The sequence below is a fragment of the Paracoccus sp. S-4012 genome (genome assembly GCF_009674885.1).
In the GTDB taxonomy this organism is placed as follows: domain Bacteria; phylum Pseudomonadota; class Alphaproteobacteria; order Rhodobacterales; family Rhodobacteraceae; genus Paracoccus.
Map to the genome: position 1 here is coordinate 139,073 of NZ_WKKA01000008.1, position 14,245 is coordinate 153,317.

The following is a 14,245-nucleotide window of genomic DNA, read 5'->3' on the forward strand; positions in this document are numbered from 1 at the left end:
TCATTCGAAGGGCCGGAAGATGTGGCCGCCGGGATGCGCGATGCCGATCCCGGCGGCCCCTGTGTCAGACCGAGGTGCTGCGCGAGGACTTCAGCCCCTCCCAGCTCTCGGGCACGACGACGTGGTCGTGATGGCCCGCAGGGCTGGGCAGCCGGGCCACGATCTCGTCGCTGTCGGCATCGATCACGACCAGGCCCGACTGTCCCGACTGGTTGCCGGAATAGACCGTGGTGATGTACTGGCCGTCCACGGTGCAGTCGCAGGTATGCGGGTCAGGCCCGGTGTCCCACTGCGCGACCACCTGCCAGGTCTTGGGGTCGACCTTGCAGATGAAGCCGTTGTTCGGCTTGCGCGCCCAGATGGTGAAGAAGGCCCATCGGCTGTCGGGCACGTTGCCCATGTGCAGCGGCAGATACTTTTCGCCGAAGCCCTCGACAAAGGTCTCCTTCTTCCAGTTCAGCGGATTCGGATCCTCCGACCGGTAGACCGCGACGTTGTTCTGCAGCACGTTGTTGCAGGCGAGGAAGAACTGGCCCGAGGTGATGAAGCCTGCCTCGTGCAGCGGCGTCAGCACCGCGGGGATCGAGAAGGTCCAGCTCGACCCCTGCTGGCGCACCATCTGGAAGTGGTCGGGCGCGCCTTCGCGGTGGACAGCAGCGCCACCGGCTCCCAGGTCTCGGTGTTGACGATGGCGCAGCAGCCGTGGCGGCGGATCAGGATCGCGCCGAGCGGCAGCGTCGGGTGCCAGGTGAAGGCGTCCACGAACACCGCCGTCGGGTCGGCCGGCATCAGCTCCTCGCCCAGCATCGCCTCGTGGCTGGTCTTCATGCCCTTGCGGCCCTCATAGTCGAAGCGGCCGGTCGAGGCGTCGGGGAAGACGTGCGAGATGGTCAGCTCGCGCGCGTTCGGGTCGTAGTCGGCGCGGAACGCCTTCACGATCTTGGCGTCGTCGTCGATCGAGGTGATCAGCACCATGTCCTTCTGGCCATCGGCGAAGGCCACGTATTTCTCGGCGTTGGGGCCGACCCCGATCGAGACGTGAACGCCGAGCGCCATGCCGGTCGAGGCCGAGATGTCCTGGACCATGCTGATCGAGTTCTGGGTGCCCGACCCGTCATAGCGCATCTTGTACATCTTGAAGTCGCCGCGGTCGCGCCATTCGGGCGAGTTCTCGTTCACATAGGGCGCGCCGGGCGGCTGCATCGTCTGGTAGAAGTCGAAGGACGTGTAGGGATCGGCCGAGGGCAGCGCCGCGATGTGGTGCGGGATCGGCATGTCGACGCCGGCGCGGCCGAAATTGCGAGCGTCTCGGGCACGCTCAGGTCCAGGGCCGAAACCGTGCCGCTGTACTTGCCGGGCATCAGCAGCACGTTGCCCTTGAATTTCTTGAACAGCTCGTGGGTGCCCTCGCCGGTGGCGTCGTGGACCGCCGAGAGCGCCTTTCCGGCCAGCCCGCCGCCGCCGAGCATCAGCCCCGCGCCTGCGGCCATGGACCCACGAAGATATTTCCTTCTGCTGATCATCGTTTCAGTTCCCCTGGTTGGCTTGGATGGCCGCGTTCGGATCGGTGCCGCCGGTGATCGGCGCCACATCGGCCGCCGGCGCGCCGATATTGACGGTCGGCTCGTCGGAGGGCGGCGTTTCGCCCGCCGCCGCGGGGGTGACGTTCGGGTCAGCGGTCGCACCCGGCGACCCGGCGGGGGACTCGGACGAGACCTCGGCCCGGGGCGCGTCGCCCATGAGGTCGCCTTCGGTCCACTCGCGCGGGCCCACGTAGGTGGCCACGACCCGGCCGCCGTCGTCGATCACGTAGGAGGTGGGCAGGCCGCGGAATCCGAGGCGGTTCGACAGCCCCTCGGGGATGAACACGTTGTTCGGCGCGACATACATCGGGGTGTCGAGCTGCTCCTCGACCTTGATGATGTTCACCGTGCGGACCGTCTCGGGGATCTGCGCGTCGCTGCCGCCCAGCAGCCCGGTGCCGACGACATCAGAGTTGGCGAAGACCAGGTTGATGTCCTTGCCGTCGGCGAAGTCCTCGATCTTGCTCAGCTCGGCGACCGAGACCGGGGCGGCGCTGATGAAGAAGGTCAGGAGCGTGCGCTTGCCGGCGGCGACGTCGCCCAGGGTCACCTCCTTGCCGTCGAGGTCATAAAGCCGGACATCCATGGGAAACTCGTCCCCCGGCTGGAGGCCCGCCGGGAACACCTCGCCGCCGACCTGGTCGGCGGTCGGGAACGACCCGTCATCGACCTGCGCAACGGCCGGTAAGGCCGCGCCCAGGCCCATGACGAGCGCGACGCCCCGTGCCAGGCGCGGCAGATGCACCCTCGCGCGGGCCTCGGTCGGCACCTGCCCGGGGTGGTCATCATCGTGAATCATGTCCTCTCCCTTCATCAACACAGAGGCCGCAGAACGCAGCCCGAATCGCTCGCCTGCCGCCGACTTCCCTCGAGGTTCCGGGCGCGCATGGCGCGGCCGCGGGCGTGCCCGCCCGACCGGCGGATGCGGCGCCCGCAACGATCTCAGCTTGTCGTGACCGGCTCCCTGCACCGGCTCTCGCGGGTCGGCAGGCCTTGTCCTCCCGGCCTGCCCGCGACTCCATGCTGGGACAATCTACCGCAGCGCGCAACATAAATATTATGCTAAGCAGATATTTGCGTGTTGCCATGCGGACGCGGCGTCCGCCTGTGCACCGAGCGATACGAATATACAGTTTTTAGGATGCCTTAGCGGCGGCGTCATGTTACGATGACCGACCTCAAGCCCGGGGATTGCAGATGGATCAGTTGGCTACGCTCACTCTCATGGACCTCGTCCGGGGCGCCGGAAAGACCCGGGAGGCGCAGGCGCCCGGCCTCGCGCGGGAGGTGGCCGTCGCGGAGGCGGCGGCGATCTTCAAGGCGCTCGGGCATGAGGGGCGGCTGCGCATCCTGTGCCATCTCGCCGGCGGCGAGTGCAGCGTCTCGCAGCTTGAAAACCTGATCGATGCGCGCCAATCTGTCGTGAGCCAGCATCTCGCCCGCCTGCGGGCAGACCAGCTGGTGCAGTTCCGGAGAGACGGGCAGACGATCTACTACTCGATCCGCGATGCGCGGGTGGCGGATCTTCTGCAGGCTTTCGTGATCGGCAAGGGGGCGGCGGCGGGGCGCTGATCACTCCCGAGGGAGGCGCGACAGGCGAAGATGGACGTTGCGCTGCAGCTTGTCCTGGTCGGTCTCCTGTGTGGGGTCCTGCTCGGCGGAGCGTCCCGCGTCACCGATTTCTGCACCCTCGGCGCGCTCGAGACCGCGATGCTCGGGCGCGACTTCCGGCGGTTGCACATCTGGGCGGTCGCGCTCGGGACCGCCATCCTCGCGACGCAGATCGGGGTCGGCATGGGCCTCGTGAACCGCGGCGGGACGGTCTATCACGCGGTCATCTGGAACCCTGTCGCGAGCATCTCCGGCGGGCTGGTATTCGGATACGGCATGGCGCTGGCGGGGAATTGCGGCTTCGGCGCGGCGCTGCGGGCGGGCGCCGGCGACATCCGCTCGATCATCCTGCTGGGGGTGATCGGCGTCTCCGCCTATGCCACGCTCTCGGGGCCGCTCGCGCCGATCCGCGCGGGGCTGTTTCCGCAATGGGAGCAGACCAGCCCGAACGGCATGGACGTCACCTTCAATGCCCTGACGGGGCTGCCGCCCGCGCTGCTCGGCCTCGCTCTCGGGGCCGGGCTGATCTGGCAGGGCATGCGGCACCCGCGGCTCTCGGGCTCCCTCGCCGCGGCGGGCGGCGCCATGGGGGTCGGGCTCGCGGTGGCGCTGAGCCTGATCGGCACCTCGGTCCTCCAGGACTGGAGCGTGTCGGCGATCTATGTCGAGGGACCCTCTTTCACCGCCCCCGTCGGCCGTTCGATCCTCTACGTGATGACGGCGACAGGCACGGTTCCCGGCTATTCGGTGGGAATGGTCTTTGGCACCATGCTCGGGGCGTTTCTGGTCTGCTGGCTGCGTGGCGAGTTCCACTGGGAGGCCTGCGACGACGCGCGGGAGCTTGGACGGATGCTCTGCGGCGCGGTTCTCATGGGCGTCGGCGGCGCCGTCGCGATCGGCTGCACCATCGGTCAGGGTCTGACCGCCACCGCGACCCTGGCCTGGTCGGGACCGGTGACGCTCGTGGCCATCTGTGCCGGCGCATATGTCGGGCTCCAGCGGCTGGTCGCACAGCCTGACGGCTGAAGCGCCCGGTGACAATTTGATGTTGGCCTCGGCAGAGCCTCGACGGTGCTTTCAAATCGCGCGCGGCCGCAGGCGCAGGCATCGGTGCCCGGTAGTGCGAAGCTTGGCCGAAGGCGCGCCCGTGTCGCGCCGAGTACGAGGCACAGGATAGCATCGACCGCACGCAGATGCTGGCCGCGCTCGGCCACGACCTGCGCTCCCCGCCGACGGCGCTCGGGGTGCGGACCGAGATGGTCGATGACGACGAGACCCGCAAGCGGCTGCTGACATCGCTGGCCGATGCAGGAGATGGTCGAGCAGACGCTGATCTAGCGCCGCGTTCCGTCACTCGGCTGCCTGCGCCATTGGGTTGTTCGGATGCTGCGTCCAGTCGCGGAAGCCGCCCGCGACGGCCCCGGTCCGAGGGTCCACCTCGCCCGGCGCCAGTTCCCGCATGGTGATGCAGTTCTCGACCGGGCAGACGTCCACGCAGAGGTTGCAGGCCACGCATTCCTCGTCCTTCACGGTGAAGATGCGGCCCGGCGACATGGCGATGGCCTGGTGGCTGGTGTCCTCGCAGGCGGCATAGCAGCGGCCGCAATGGATGCAGAGGTCCTGGTCGATCTGCGCCTTGGTGAAGTAATCGAGGTTCAGATACTGCCAGTCGGTGACGTTCGGCACCGCGCGGCCGATCAGGTCCGGCAGCGCCATCTCCTTCTCGCCGAGATACTGGCGCAGGCCGGTGATCATCTCCTGCACGACCTTGAAGCCGTAGGTCATCGCCGCCGTGCAGACCTGCACATTGCCGGCGCCGAGCGCCATGAACTCGGCCGCGTCGCGCCATGTCGTGACGCCCCCAATGCCGCTGATCGGCAACCCGCGCGTGGCCGGGTTGCGGGCGATCTCGGCCACCATGTTCAACGCGATCGGCTTCACCGCCGGGCCGCAATAGCCGCCATGCGTGCCCTTGCCGTCGATCGTCGGCTCCGGCGCGAAGCGGTCGAGATCGACCGAGGTGATCGAGTTCACCGTGTTGATGAGGCTGACCGCATCCGCGCCGCCGCGCTTCGCCGCCTCGGCGGGCTTGCGGATATCGCCCACGTTCGGCGTCAGCTTGACGATGCAGGGCATCCGCGAATGGGTCTTCACCCATCGCGTCACCATCTCGATATATTCCGGCACCTGGCCTACGGCCGAGCCCATGCCGCGCTCGGCCATGCCGTGCGGGCAGCCGAAGTTCAGCTCCACCCCGTCAGCGCCGGTATCCTCGATCCGGTGCAGGATCGCCTTCCAGCTCTCCTCGTCGCAGGGCACCATCAGGCTGATGACGATGGCGCGGTCGGGATAGTCGCGCTTGACCGCCTTGATCTCGTCGAGGTTCACCTGCAGGGGCCGGTCGGTGATCAGCTCGATGTTGTTGATGCCCAGCACCCGCCGGTCGGCGCCGTGGATGACGCCGTAGCGCGGGCCGTTCACGTTCACGACCGGCGGCCCCTCGGCTCCCAGCGTCTTCCAGACGACCCCGCCCCAGCCCGCCTCGAAAGCGCGGCGGACGTTGTATTCCTTGTCGGTCGGCGGCGCCGAGGCGAGCCAGAACGGGTTCGGGGACTTGATGCCGATGAAGCTGGAGGCGAGGCTGGTCATGGCGGTTCCTGTCGGTGACGGGTCAGCTTGGTTTGCGGAAATGCAGCTCGATCGGGGCGACATGCCCCTGCATGGCGGCGGCGGCGATGTTGGCGAGCTTCTGGCTGGCGCCCGCGCCCATGACGAGACCGATGCCGGGGGGCGGCGGCACGCCCGCGGCCTGCGCCTCGGCCGCCTTCTCGCGCATCATGGCGAAGAAGGCCTTGGCCTCCTCGGCGCGAGGGATCTCGGCCGTCAGTTCCAGCCCGGCCCCCTCGGCTGCGCGGCGGTACGCCTCGGCGGTGTCGAGAAAGTCGGTCCCGGGCCCGTCCGCCCAGGGCAGCGGATAGACCGCCGCTGCATCGTCGAGGCGCATCGGGTCGTAGACCGCAAAGACCCCGCCGGGCCGCAGCACCCGGGCGACTTCGGCCATCAGCCGCGGCTTGTCGGCGATGTTGATGCCGACATGGATCATCATCGCGGCGTCGAAGCTGGCATCCGGGAAGGGCAGGGCGAGCGCGCTGCCCTGACGGAACTGGACCCGAAGCGCAGGCAGGCGGCTCGTGAGATCGGTGGCGGCGGCCACGAAGCGCTCGGTCAGGTCGATGCCGGTGACCTCGAGCCGGCGCCGCGCCGCCCGCCGCGCCGGGCCGCCCACGCCCGAGCCGATGTCGAGGAGCCGCGCGCCCTGGGCGAGGTCCATCCGGTCCAGCAGCCGCTCGGTCGCGGCCGAGCCGCCGATGTGGAACTCGTCGATCCGCTCGAGGATCTCCGGGCGGAGCGTCCCGTCCGGCCCGGCGGCCGCCCCGAGGATCACCGACAGAAGGTCGGGGCCACCGTAATGCGCCGCCACCCCTTTCTCGATTTCAGACATTACAACCTCCCCGTGCCGCAAGGCGGCCAGGCAAGGCGTCTCCGCCGGGCCGCGGAGGCGGCGCCGGCCGGTCGAACGGTCGCGCCGTCGCGGTGCAGCATAGCACGGGCCGGGAGCGGCGCGGGAGAAATCATGCAGGGGCAGGCGACGCGACCCGCTCGTGGGATGCGCCCGGACGCGGTCCTCGCGCGCGGTGTTCACCCCGCCGCCCCGACGGCCATGACCACGCGCGGCGCATCCACGGGCGCGTCGCCGGTCAGCAACTCGTGGATGTCCTCGGCCGCATCCCGGCCCTGCGCCACCGCCGTCACCGTCAGCTCATCCCCGCCCGTGGCGCAGTCGCCCCCCGCCCAAACGTTGGGCACCGAGGTGCGGCCTGCGCCGCGGACCGCGATCCGGCCGCCCTCGATCTCCAGCCCCTCGGGCATGGCGCCGAGCCGCTGGCCGATGGCGACCAGCACCTGATCCGCGGCAATGCGGGTCGTCTCGCCGGTGTTCATCATGACGCTGTCGGGCAGGTCGCGGGTCCAGGTGAACTCGACCGCGCCATCCGCGCCGACCGCCTTCGGGGCGGCGTTCGTGACGATCCGCACGCCCGAGGTTGCGGCGTGGTCCTGCTCGTGCCGCGAGGCGCCCATGCGCTCGGGGCCGCGGCGATAGGCGATGGTCACGCTCTGCGCGCCCAGGCCCTTCGCCTGCACCGCGGCGTCCACCGCCGTCATGCCGCCGCCGATCACCACCACGTCGCGGCCGACCGGCAGCGTCGAGAGGTCGGGTGTCTGGCGCAGCTCTGCGATGAAATCCACGGCATCGCGGACATGGGGCGCGTCGAAGCCAAGCTGGTTCACGCCCGCCAGCCCCATGCCGAGGAACACCGCGTCGAACTCGCCGCGCAGCGCCTCGAGCGTCACGTCGCGGCCGAGCGCCTGCCCCTGCCGCAGCTCGATCCCGCCGATGCCGAGCAGCCATTCAACCTCGGCGGCGGCGAAGCCGTCCACCGCCTTGTAGCTGGCGATGCCGTATTCGTTGAGGCCGCCGGGCTTCGCATGCGCGTCGAAGACCACCACGTCGTGCCCCTTGGCCGCCAGCCGATGCGCGCAGGAGAGGCCCGCCGGCCCCGCGCCGACGACGGCGATGCGCAGCCCCGTCGCCGGGCCGCGGCGGAAGGGGTGGATACCCGAGGCGATGATGTCGTCGGTCGCGTAGCGTTGCAGCGCGCCGATCTCGACCGGCTCGCCTTCGGCCTCGAGGCGCACGCAGGCTCCCTCGCAGAGGTTCTCGACCGGGCAGACGCGGGCGCACATGCCGCCGAAGATGTTGCTGTGGAAGATCGTCATGCCCGCGGCGTCGGGCGTGCCCGACTGGATCTGGCGGATGAAGAGGGGGATGTCGATGCTGGTCGGGCAGGCCGTGATGCAGGGCGCGTCGTAGCAGAAATAGCAGCGGTCGGCCGCGACCTTCGCCTCATGCGCGTCGAGCGGCGGCGCGACATCCGCGAAGTTGGCGGCATAGGCCTCGGGCGGCAGACGCCCCGGCACCACGCCGGGCGTCAGGGTCGTGTTGGTCATGCAGCCCTCCCGGTGGCTCGCGCGGTCCCCGGCGCGTGGCGGCCAGTTTTTGACCTTCTGGTCAACATGCTGCGGCAGGGGGTGGCGTCCGGTCAAGCGGGATGTTGGCTCCGGTCGCGACAGAGGTCGGCGTCCGCCGGGGGCAGGGCGGACGCTGACCGATCCGCGGGGCGGATCGGTCGTCCCGTGGCTGACGCTGCACGCAAACGGGCACACATTTGCGGACGCGGGGCGGCTGCTGCCACGCGCCCTCAGAGGAACAACTTCAGCTGCCCCTCGTCCTGCGGCTCCTCCGCCCCGTGCTCCAGCCCGGAGAGCGTCATCCCCAGCAGCCGCACGCCCCGCGGATCGGGCAGCACCGAGTCGAGGAGGCCGCGCGCCACCCCCAGCATCTCCGCCTCGCCCGCCACCCAGTTGGGCAAAGTGTGGGCGCGGGTCACGATGCGGAAGTCGGTGTATTTGGCCTTCAGCGTCACCGTCCGCCCGCGGATGCCGTTCGCGGCGACGTGGCGCCAGACCTTGGCGGCGAGCGGCGCGAGGGCCTCCGCCGCCGCCGCCGGGTCGTGGATGTCCTCGAAGAAGGTCGTCTCGGCGCCCACGGACTTGCGGATGCGGTCGGGGCGGACCTCGCGGTGGTCGATCCCGCGCGAGATGCGCCAGTAATGCGCGCCCGCCTTGCCGAAGTGGCGGGTCAGGAAGCCCTCATCCTGCGCCCGCAGGTCGGCGCCGGTGCGCAGGCCCAGCCGCCCCATCTTCGCGGCGGTGGCCGGGCCGACGCCGTGGAAGCGGCCGACCGGCAGGTCGAGGACGAAACCCGGCCCGGCCTCGGGCGGGATCACGAACAGACCGTCGGGCTTCCGCTGGTCCGAGGCGAGCTTCGCCAGAAACTTGTTGTAGCTGACCCCGGCCGAGGCGGTGAGGCCGGTCACGTCGCGGATGCGGGCGCGGATTTCGCGCGCGATCCGCGTGGCGGTGCCGCCCGCCAGGTAGTCGGTGACGTCGAGATAGGCCTCGTCGAGCGACAGCGGCTCCACCACAGGCGTGTAGCTGAGGAAGATCGCCCGGATCTGGCGGCTGACCTCCTTGTAGGTCTCGAACCGGGGCTTCACGAAGATCAGGTCGGGGCAGAGCCGCGCGGCGCGGACCGAGGGCATGGCCGAGCGCACGCCGAAGACCCTGGCCTCGTAGCTCGCCGCCGCCACCACGCCGCGCAGCGAGGAGCCGCCGACCGCCACGGGCAACCCGCGCAGCTTCGGGTCGTCGCGTTGCTCGACGCTGGCGAAGAAGGCGTCCATGTCCACATGGATGATGCGCCGCACCCGCTGACCGGCGACGGGGGCCTCCGCCCCGGACATCAGCCGCGGGGTTCGGCCGTCACCACGGCGTCACCCGCCTTCATGCCGGGTCCGATGCGGTCGAAACGCATCTGCGCGATGCCGCGGCCGCCCGACTGGGTGTAAAGCGTGCCCGCCTCGCGCCCGTCGGCCATGAGGATCGGCGTGCCCAGCGGCGCCTCGCCTTCGACGCGGACCTGCATCAGCCCCTTCCGAAGCTCGGTCTTGTGGCGCATCCGCGCCGTGACCTCCTGCCCGACATAGCAGCCCTTGCGGAAATCGACCCCGTGCAGGCGCTCGAGCCCCGCCTCGAGGATGAAACTCTCGTTCGGGATCAGCTCGATGCCCGTTTCCGGGATCACATGCTCGACCCGGATCGCGTCCCAGTCGGTGCCGTCGTCCTCGAGCACACCCCCGCCGTAATGCCGCCAGCCGAGCGCCGGGTGGCGGGGATCGGCCACCGCGCCGTCAGGAGCCGGGCCGGTGCCGCGGGCGACCCGCGCCTCCACCGGTGCCAGATCGACGGCGGCGCGCAGGCGATACATGCCCAGGCGCCGCGTCAAGTCTTCGGCCTGCGCCGCCGCGGCGTCGATCCAGTAGCCGCCCTCGCGCCCGAGAATGAAGAAATCCGCGAGATACTTGCCCTGCGCCGTCAGCAGCGCGGACCAGACGAGGCCGCCGCCATCGGCCCGGTGAACGTCATTCGTGACCAGCCCCTGCAGGAAGTCCGCGGCATCCGCCCCGGTCACGGCGATCAGCCGGCGATCCATCTCAACCCTCCTCGAACTGCAGCCGCACGAGCGCGGCATAGACCCCGTCGCGGGCCATGAGGGCGGCGTGGTCGCCTTCCTCCACCACCCGGCCCTGATCCAGGACCACGATCTTGTCGGCGTTGCGCACCGTGGACAAGCGGTGCGCGATCACAAGGACGGTGCGCCCTTCGGCCAGGCCGTCGAGCGCCTCGGCCACCTTGCGCTCGGAGGCGGTGTCGAGCGCGCTCGTCGCCTCGTCGAGCAGCAGGACCGGCGCCTGCCGCAGGACGGCGCGGGCGATCGCCACCCGCTGCCGCTGCCCGCCGGACAGGGACGAGCCGCGCGGCCCGGCGGGCGTGTCGAGGCCGAGCGGCAGGCTGTCCGCGAAATCCGCCACATGCGCGACCTCGACCGCGCGGCGCAGGGCGTCGGCGGGCACCTCGCGGCCCAGCGTGATGTTCTCGCGCAGGCTCTCGTCGAAGAGCGCGGGCTCCTGCGAGACGACCGAGAACTGATCGCGCAGCGTGGCGAGGTTGTATTCCTGAACCGGGACCCCGCCCAGCGTGACCCGCCCGCGCTCGGGCACGACCATGCGGGTCAGCAGGTTGAAGACGGTGGACTTGCCCGCGCCGGACGGACCCACGAGCGCCGTGGTCTGCCCCGGCTCCGCGGTGAAGCGCAGGCCGCGCAGCACCGGCTGGCCGTCGTAGCCGAGCCACACGTCCTCGAGCGCGATGCGGCTGTCGGGAGGCGGCGCGCGGCGCGCGCCGGAGCGGATCGCGGGCCTGAGGTCGAGGACGCCGTAGATGCGCTCGAGGCTCGCGGCCGCCGTCTGCCAGGTCCCGGCGAGGCCGCCGAGGCGCCGCAGCGGCTGGAAGGCGAGCGTCATGGCGGTGAAGAAGGACATGAACTCGCCCACCGTCCGCTCGCCCCGCGTCACCTGCGCGCCGCCGAGGGCGAGGACGAGGACGAAGCCCAAGCCCGTCACGACGTCGATCAGCGCCGGGATCAGCGCGCTCGTGGCGCTGACCTTGACCATGTCGCCGCGGATGCGGTCCACGATCGCGGCGAAGCGGCTGGTCTGGTAGTCCTCGAGCCGGTTCAGCTTGACCGTCTGGATGCCATGCAGCACCTCGTCGAGCCGCGTCGCCCGGTCCGACGCCCGCAGCCGCATCTGGTTCGTCTTGCGCCGGACATAGCGCTGCACCAGCACCGTGGGCAGGATCAGCAGCGGCGCGCCGACGAGCGCGGCCGCGGTCCAGACCGGATCGGTCGAGAGCGCCACCCCGAAGAGGGCGATGAGCGAGATCACGTCGCGCCCGGCACCGGTGATGAAGACCGTCCACACCCCCTGCACGGCGGCGGTGTCGCCCTGCACCCGCTCGATCAGCGCACCGGGCGGGTTGCGCTGGAAAAAGCCGCCGTCGAGCGTCACCAGATGCGCCAACAGGTCCACCTGAAGCCGGCTGGCAACCGAAAGCGAGACCGAGGTCATCAGCGAGCGGTTGAGGATCAGCGTGACCGCCCGGATCACGAACAGCCCGAAGATCGCGCCCCCGACCCACCAGATCGCCGAAGCGTCGCGGGCCACGAACACCCGGTCGAAGAGCGGCCTCAGCATCCAGCTCAGCACGGCCAGCGTCGAGCCCTCGACCACCATCAGCGCGAAGGCCGCGGCCATCTTGCGGCGATGGGGCGCGAGATAGTCGCGCCAGAGGCGTCGCGCGAGGACGCGCGAGGGCAGGGTGGTGGTGTCGGGCAACGGGGGCTCCCGGTCGGGTCTGGCGAGGGATAGCCCCCGCCCCGCCGCCGGGCAACCGGGGGTTTTCCACCCCCGGACCCCCGGAGGATATTTTGGGACAGAAGAAGCCGGGCTGCTTGACGCCGGGGCGGGCGGCGGCATCTCTAGGGGCGGCGGAGCGGAAAGCGGGCAGGATGGCGGACGATCCCTACAAGGCTCTCGGGCTGACGAAGACGGCGAGCGATGCCGAGATCAAGAAGGCCTATCGCCGGATCGCCAAGACCGATCACCCGGACCTGAACCCCGATCCGAAGGCGCAGGAGCGGTTCAAGGCCGCCTCCGCCGCCTACGACCTGCTGAAGGACCCCGAGCAGCGCCGCCGCTTCGATGCCGGCGAGATCAATGCCTCGGGGCAGGAGCAGGCGCAGCGGCGCTACTACCGCGACTTCGCGGGCGCGGCGGATAACCCCTATGCGCAGGGCTACAGCGATGCGGGCTTCGCGCAGAGCGATTTCTCGGACGTGTTCTCGGACCTCTTCGGCGCCCGCGCCCGGGCGCGCCAGGGCGGCGGGCGGGGAGGGTTCGAGGGCCGGGTCAGCATCCGCGGCGAGGACCTGCGCTTCGGCCTGACGGTGGATTTCCTGACCGCCGCGCTCGGCGGCACCACGCGGATCACCATGCCCGACGGGGCGACGCTCGACGTCGCCATCCCCGAGGGGGCGCGCGACGGCCAGACCGTGCGGCTGCGCGGCAAGGGCGGCCCCGGCATGGGCGAGGGCCAGCCCGGCGATGCCTACCTGACCCTGACGGTCGAGCCGCACCCCACCTTCACCCGCGAGGGCGACGACATCGAGGTGACGCTGCCGATCTCGCTGCCCGAGGCGGTCCTCGGCGGGAGGGTCGAGACACCGACGATCAAGGGGCCGGTGAAGCTGACCGTGCCGAAGGGCGCGTCCTCGGGCCAGCGGCTGCGGCTGCGGGGCAGGGGCGTCAAGGGCGGAGACCAGTATGCCGTCCTGAAGATCGTCATGCCGCCCGCGATCGACGACGATCTGGCCGGTTTCATGGAGGACTGGCGGACCCGCCACGACTACGACCCGCGACGGGGGACGACATGAGCGCACGCTACACGCAGGCCGAGGTCCTGGAAGCGGTGGCCGACCTGACCGAGGCGCGGCTGACAGCCTGGGTCGAGGCGCGGATCGTGCTTCCCGAGGCGGGCGAGGGCGGGCATCGCTATCGCGAGGTCGACCTCGCGCGGCTGCAGACGCTGTGCGATCTGCACGAGAGCTACGGCCTCTCGCCCGACGCCCTCGGGATGGTCATGTCGCTGATGGACCAGCTGAACGTGCTGAGGGGCGAGATGGAGGCGCTGATGGAGGCGCTTGCGGCCGAGCCCGCCGAGGTGCGGACGCGCATCCGCCGGGTGATCGCCACGCGCATAGCGCCGGAATGAGAACGGCCCGGCGGGAGCTCCCGCCGGGCCGCGATGCCATGCCGCCGCGCTCACATGCGCGAGGCGACGTTCTCCCAGTTGACCAGGTTGTCGACGAAGTTCGACAGGTATTTCGGCCGCGCATTGCGGAAGTCGATGTAGTAGCTGTGCTCCCACACGTCGCAGCCGAGCAGCGCCGTCTGGCCCTTGCAGAGCGGGTTCACGCCGTTCTCGGTCGAGGTGATCTCCAGGCCGCCGCCCGACCCCTTCACCAGCCAGACCCAGCCCGAGCCGAACTGGCCCACGCCCTTCTCGGCGAACTTCTTCTTGAAGTCGTCCACCGAGCCGAAGCTGTCCTTAAGCGCCCGCTCCAACTCGCCCGGCATGCTGCCCGGACGCGGGGTCATCATCTCCCAGAACTGGGCGTGGTTCCAGTGCTGGCTGGCGTTGTTGAAGATGCCGTTCTGGGCGACCGCGCCTTCCTTGTAGTTGCCCCTGACGATCTCCTCGAGCGACTTGCCCTCCCACTCGGTCCCGGCGATCAGCTCGTTGAGCTTGTCGACATAGGCCTTGTGGTGCTTGTCGTGGTGATACTCGAGCGTCTCCTTCGACATGCCCCCGGCTGCGAGGGCGTCGTGGGCGTAGGGAAGATCGGGAAGGGTGAAGGCCATCGGAGGCTCCTTTCAGGTCCACAGGACGGATCGCCCGCTGCCGCAGGC

General features: G+C 70.2%; 14 protein-coding genes and 1 pseudogene. 5 read left to right on the forward strand and 10 right to left on the reverse strand.

Annotation, left to right across the window (positions count from 1 at the left end):
- Nucleotides 1-64: 64 nt before the first annotated feature.
- The 3 genes from GI374_RS19240 to GI374_RS18900 form a co-directional block, all read right to left on the reverse strand.
- Nucleotides 65-619 (reverse strand): YncE family protein, encoded by a 555-nt coding sequence (locus GI374_RS19240; protein WP_229583165.1) that lies wholly within the window; start codon nt 617-619, stop codon nt 65-67.
- Nucleotides 568-1,275 (reverse strand): hypothetical protein, encoded by a 708-nt coding sequence (locus GI374_RS19245; protein ID WP_229583167.1) that lies wholly within the window; start codon nt 1,273-1,275, stop codon nt 568-570. The genes GI374_RS19240 and GI374_RS19245 overlap by 52 nt, the downstream gene beginning before the upstream one ends.
- Before the next feature lie 252 nt (nt 1,276-1,527).
- Nucleotides 1,528-2,382 carry a hypothetical protein gene (locus GI374_RS18900; RefSeq protein ID WP_195759913.1) on the reverse strand — a complete coding sequence of 285 codons (855 nt, stop codon included), beginning with the start codon at nt 2,380-2,382 and terminating at the stop codon, nt 1,528-1,530.
- Nucleotides 2,383-2,780: 398 nt separating this feature from the next.
- On the opposite strand from GI374_RS18900, the gene GI374_RS12340 reads away from it, so the two are divergent.
- The 3 genes and pseudogenes from GI374_RS12340 to GI374_RS19250 form a co-directional block, all read left to right on the forward strand.
- Nucleotides 2,781-3,155 (forward strand): ArsR/SmtB family transcription factor, encoded by a 375-nt coding sequence (locus GI374_RS12340; protein ID WP_370515321.1) that lies wholly within the window; start codon nt 2,781-2,783, stop codon nt 3,153-3,155.
- A 30-nt stretch (nt 3,156-3,185) separates the two neighbouring features.
- Nucleotides 3,186-4,220: a YeeE/YedE family protein gene (locus tag GI374_RS12345; RefSeq protein WP_154337372.1), complete on the forward strand. Its 1,035-nt coding sequence runs from the start codon at nt 3,186-3,188 to the stop codon at nt 4,218-4,220.
- A gap of 155 nt (nt 4,221-4,375) precedes the next feature.
- A pseudogene (locus GI374_RS19250) lies at nt 4,376-4,526 on the forward strand (two-component sensor histidine kinase); the annotation flags it as partial.
- An 18-nt stretch (nt 4,527-4,544) separates the two neighbouring features.
- On the opposite strand, the gene preA reads toward GI374_RS19250, so the two are convergent.
- The 6 genes from preA to GI374_RS12375 all read right to left on the reverse strand — a co-directional run bounded on the left by preA (nt 4,545) and on the right by GI374_RS12375 (nt 12,031).
- On the reverse strand, nt 4,545-5,843 hold the full coding sequence (gene preA, locus GI374_RS12350) for an NAD-dependent dihydropyrimidine dehydrogenase subunit PreA (protein WP_154337373.1): 1,299 nt from the start codon (nt 5,841-5,843) through the stop codon (nt 4,545-4,547).
- A 22-nt stretch (nt 5,844-5,865) separates the two neighbouring features.
- Entirely contained in the window at nt 5,866-6,696 is an 831-nt protein-coding gene (locus tag GI374_RS12355; RefSeq protein ID WP_154337374.1) for a class I SAM-dependent methyltransferase, read from the reverse strand.
- Nucleotides 6,697-6,893: 197 nt separating this feature from the next.
- Nucleotides 6,894-8,264 (reverse strand): NAD(P)-dependent oxidoreductase, encoded by a 1,371-nt coding sequence (locus GI374_RS12360; RefSeq protein ID WP_154337375.1) that lies wholly within the window; start codon nt 8,262-8,264, stop codon nt 6,894-6,896.
- Between the two features lie 251 nt (nt 8,265-8,515).
- Nucleotides 8,516-9,619 (reverse strand): DNA polymerase IV, encoded by a 1,104-nt coding sequence (dinB, locus tag GI374_RS12365; RefSeq protein ID WP_154337376.1) that lies wholly within the window; start codon nt 9,617-9,619, stop codon nt 8,516-8,518.
- Complete coding sequence (locus GI374_RS12370) at nt 9,619-10,368, reverse strand: folate-binding protein YgfZ (RefSeq protein ID WP_154337377.1); 750 nt, start codon at nt 10,366-10,368, stop codon at nt 9,619-9,621. The genes dinB and GI374_RS12370 overlap by 1 nt, the downstream gene beginning before the upstream one ends.
- A gap of 1 nt (nt 10,369) precedes the next feature.
- Nucleotides 10,370-12,031 (reverse strand): ABC transporter ATP-binding protein, encoded by a 1,662-nt coding sequence (locus tag GI374_RS12375; protein WP_229583190.1) that lies wholly within the window; start codon nt 12,029-12,031, stop codon nt 10,370-10,372.
- Between the two features lie 254 nt (nt 12,032-12,285).
- On the opposite strand from GI374_RS12375, the gene GI374_RS12380 reads away from it, so the two are divergent.
- Nucleotides 12,286-13,209, forward strand: coding sequence for a DnaJ C-terminal domain-containing protein (locus tag GI374_RS12380; protein ID WP_154337379.1), 924 nt, complete (start codon nt 12,286-12,288; stop codon nt 13,207-13,209).
- Complete coding sequence (locus tag GI374_RS12385; protein ID WP_154337380.1) at nt 13,206-13,547, forward strand: MerR family transcriptional regulator; 342 nt, start codon at nt 13,206-13,208, stop codon at nt 13,545-13,547. The genes GI374_RS12380 and GI374_RS12385 overlap by 4 nt, the downstream gene beginning before the upstream one ends.
- Before the next feature lie 50 nt (nt 13,548-13,597).
- Here GI374_RS12385 and GI374_RS12390 read toward each other — a convergent pair whose 3' ends face one another.
- On the reverse strand, nt 13,598-14,197 hold the full coding sequence (locus GI374_RS12390) for a superoxide dismutase (RefSeq protein ID WP_154337381.1): 600 nt from the start codon (nt 14,195-14,197) through the stop codon (nt 13,598-13,600).
- Nucleotides 14,198-14,245 lie beyond the last annotated feature (48 nt).

Excerpts from the sequence above, each read along its gene's own strand:
- GI374_RS19240 (WP_229583165.1), bottom strand. The coding sequence starts at position 619 with ATGGTGCGCCAGCAGGGGTCGAGCTGGACCTTCTCGATCCCCGCGGTG.
- GI374_RS19245 (WP_229583167.1), bottom strand. The coding sequence starts at position 1,275 with ATGCCGATCCCGCACCACATCGCGGCGCTGCCCTCGGCCGATCCCTAC.
- GI374_RS18900 (WP_195759913.1), bottom strand. The coding sequence starts at position 2,382 with ATGATTCACGATGATGACCACCCCGGGCAGGTGCCGACCGAGGCCCGC.
- GI374_RS12340 (WP_370515321.1), top strand. The coding sequence starts at position 2,781 with ATGGATCAGTTGGCTACGCTCACTCTCATGGACCTCGTCCGGGGCGCC.
- GI374_RS12345 (WP_154337372.1), top strand. The coding sequence starts at position 3,186 with ATGGACGTTGCGCTGCAGCTTGTCCTGGTCGGTCTCCTGTGTGGGGTC.
- preA (WP_154337373.1), bottom strand. The coding sequence starts at position 5,843 with ATGACCAGCCTCGCCTCCAGCTTCATCGGCATCAAGTCCCCGAACCCG.
- GI374_RS12355 (WP_154337374.1), bottom strand. The coding sequence starts at position 6,696 with ATGTCTGAAATCGAGAAAGGGGTGGCGGCGCATTACGGTGGCCCCGAC.
- GI374_RS12360 (WP_154337375.1), bottom strand. The coding sequence starts at position 8,264 with ATGACCAACACGACCCTGACGCCCGGCGTGGTGCCGGGGCGTCTGCCG.
- dinB (WP_154337376.1), bottom strand. The coding sequence starts at position 9,619 with ATGTCCGGGGCGGAGGCCCCCGTCGCCGGTCAGCGGGTGCGGCGCATC.
- GI374_RS12370 (WP_154337377.1), bottom strand. The coding sequence starts at position 10,368 with ATGGATCGCCGGCTGATCGCCGTGACCGGGGCGGATGCCGCGGACTTC.
- GI374_RS12375 (WP_229583190.1), bottom strand. The coding sequence starts at position 12,031 with ATGGCCGCGGCCTTCGCGCTGATGGTGGTCGAGGGCTCGACGCTGGCC.
- GI374_RS12380 (WP_154337379.1), top strand. The coding sequence starts at position 12,286 with ATGGCGGACGATCCCTACAAGGCTCTCGGGCTGACGAAGACGGCGAGC.
- GI374_RS12385 (WP_154337380.1), top strand. The coding sequence starts at position 13,206 with ATGAGCGCACGCTACACGCAGGCCGAGGTCCTGGAAGCGGTGGCCGAC.
- GI374_RS12390 (WP_154337381.1), bottom strand. The coding sequence starts at position 14,197 with ATGGCCTTCACCCTTCCCGATCTTCCCTACGCCCACGACGCCCTCGCA.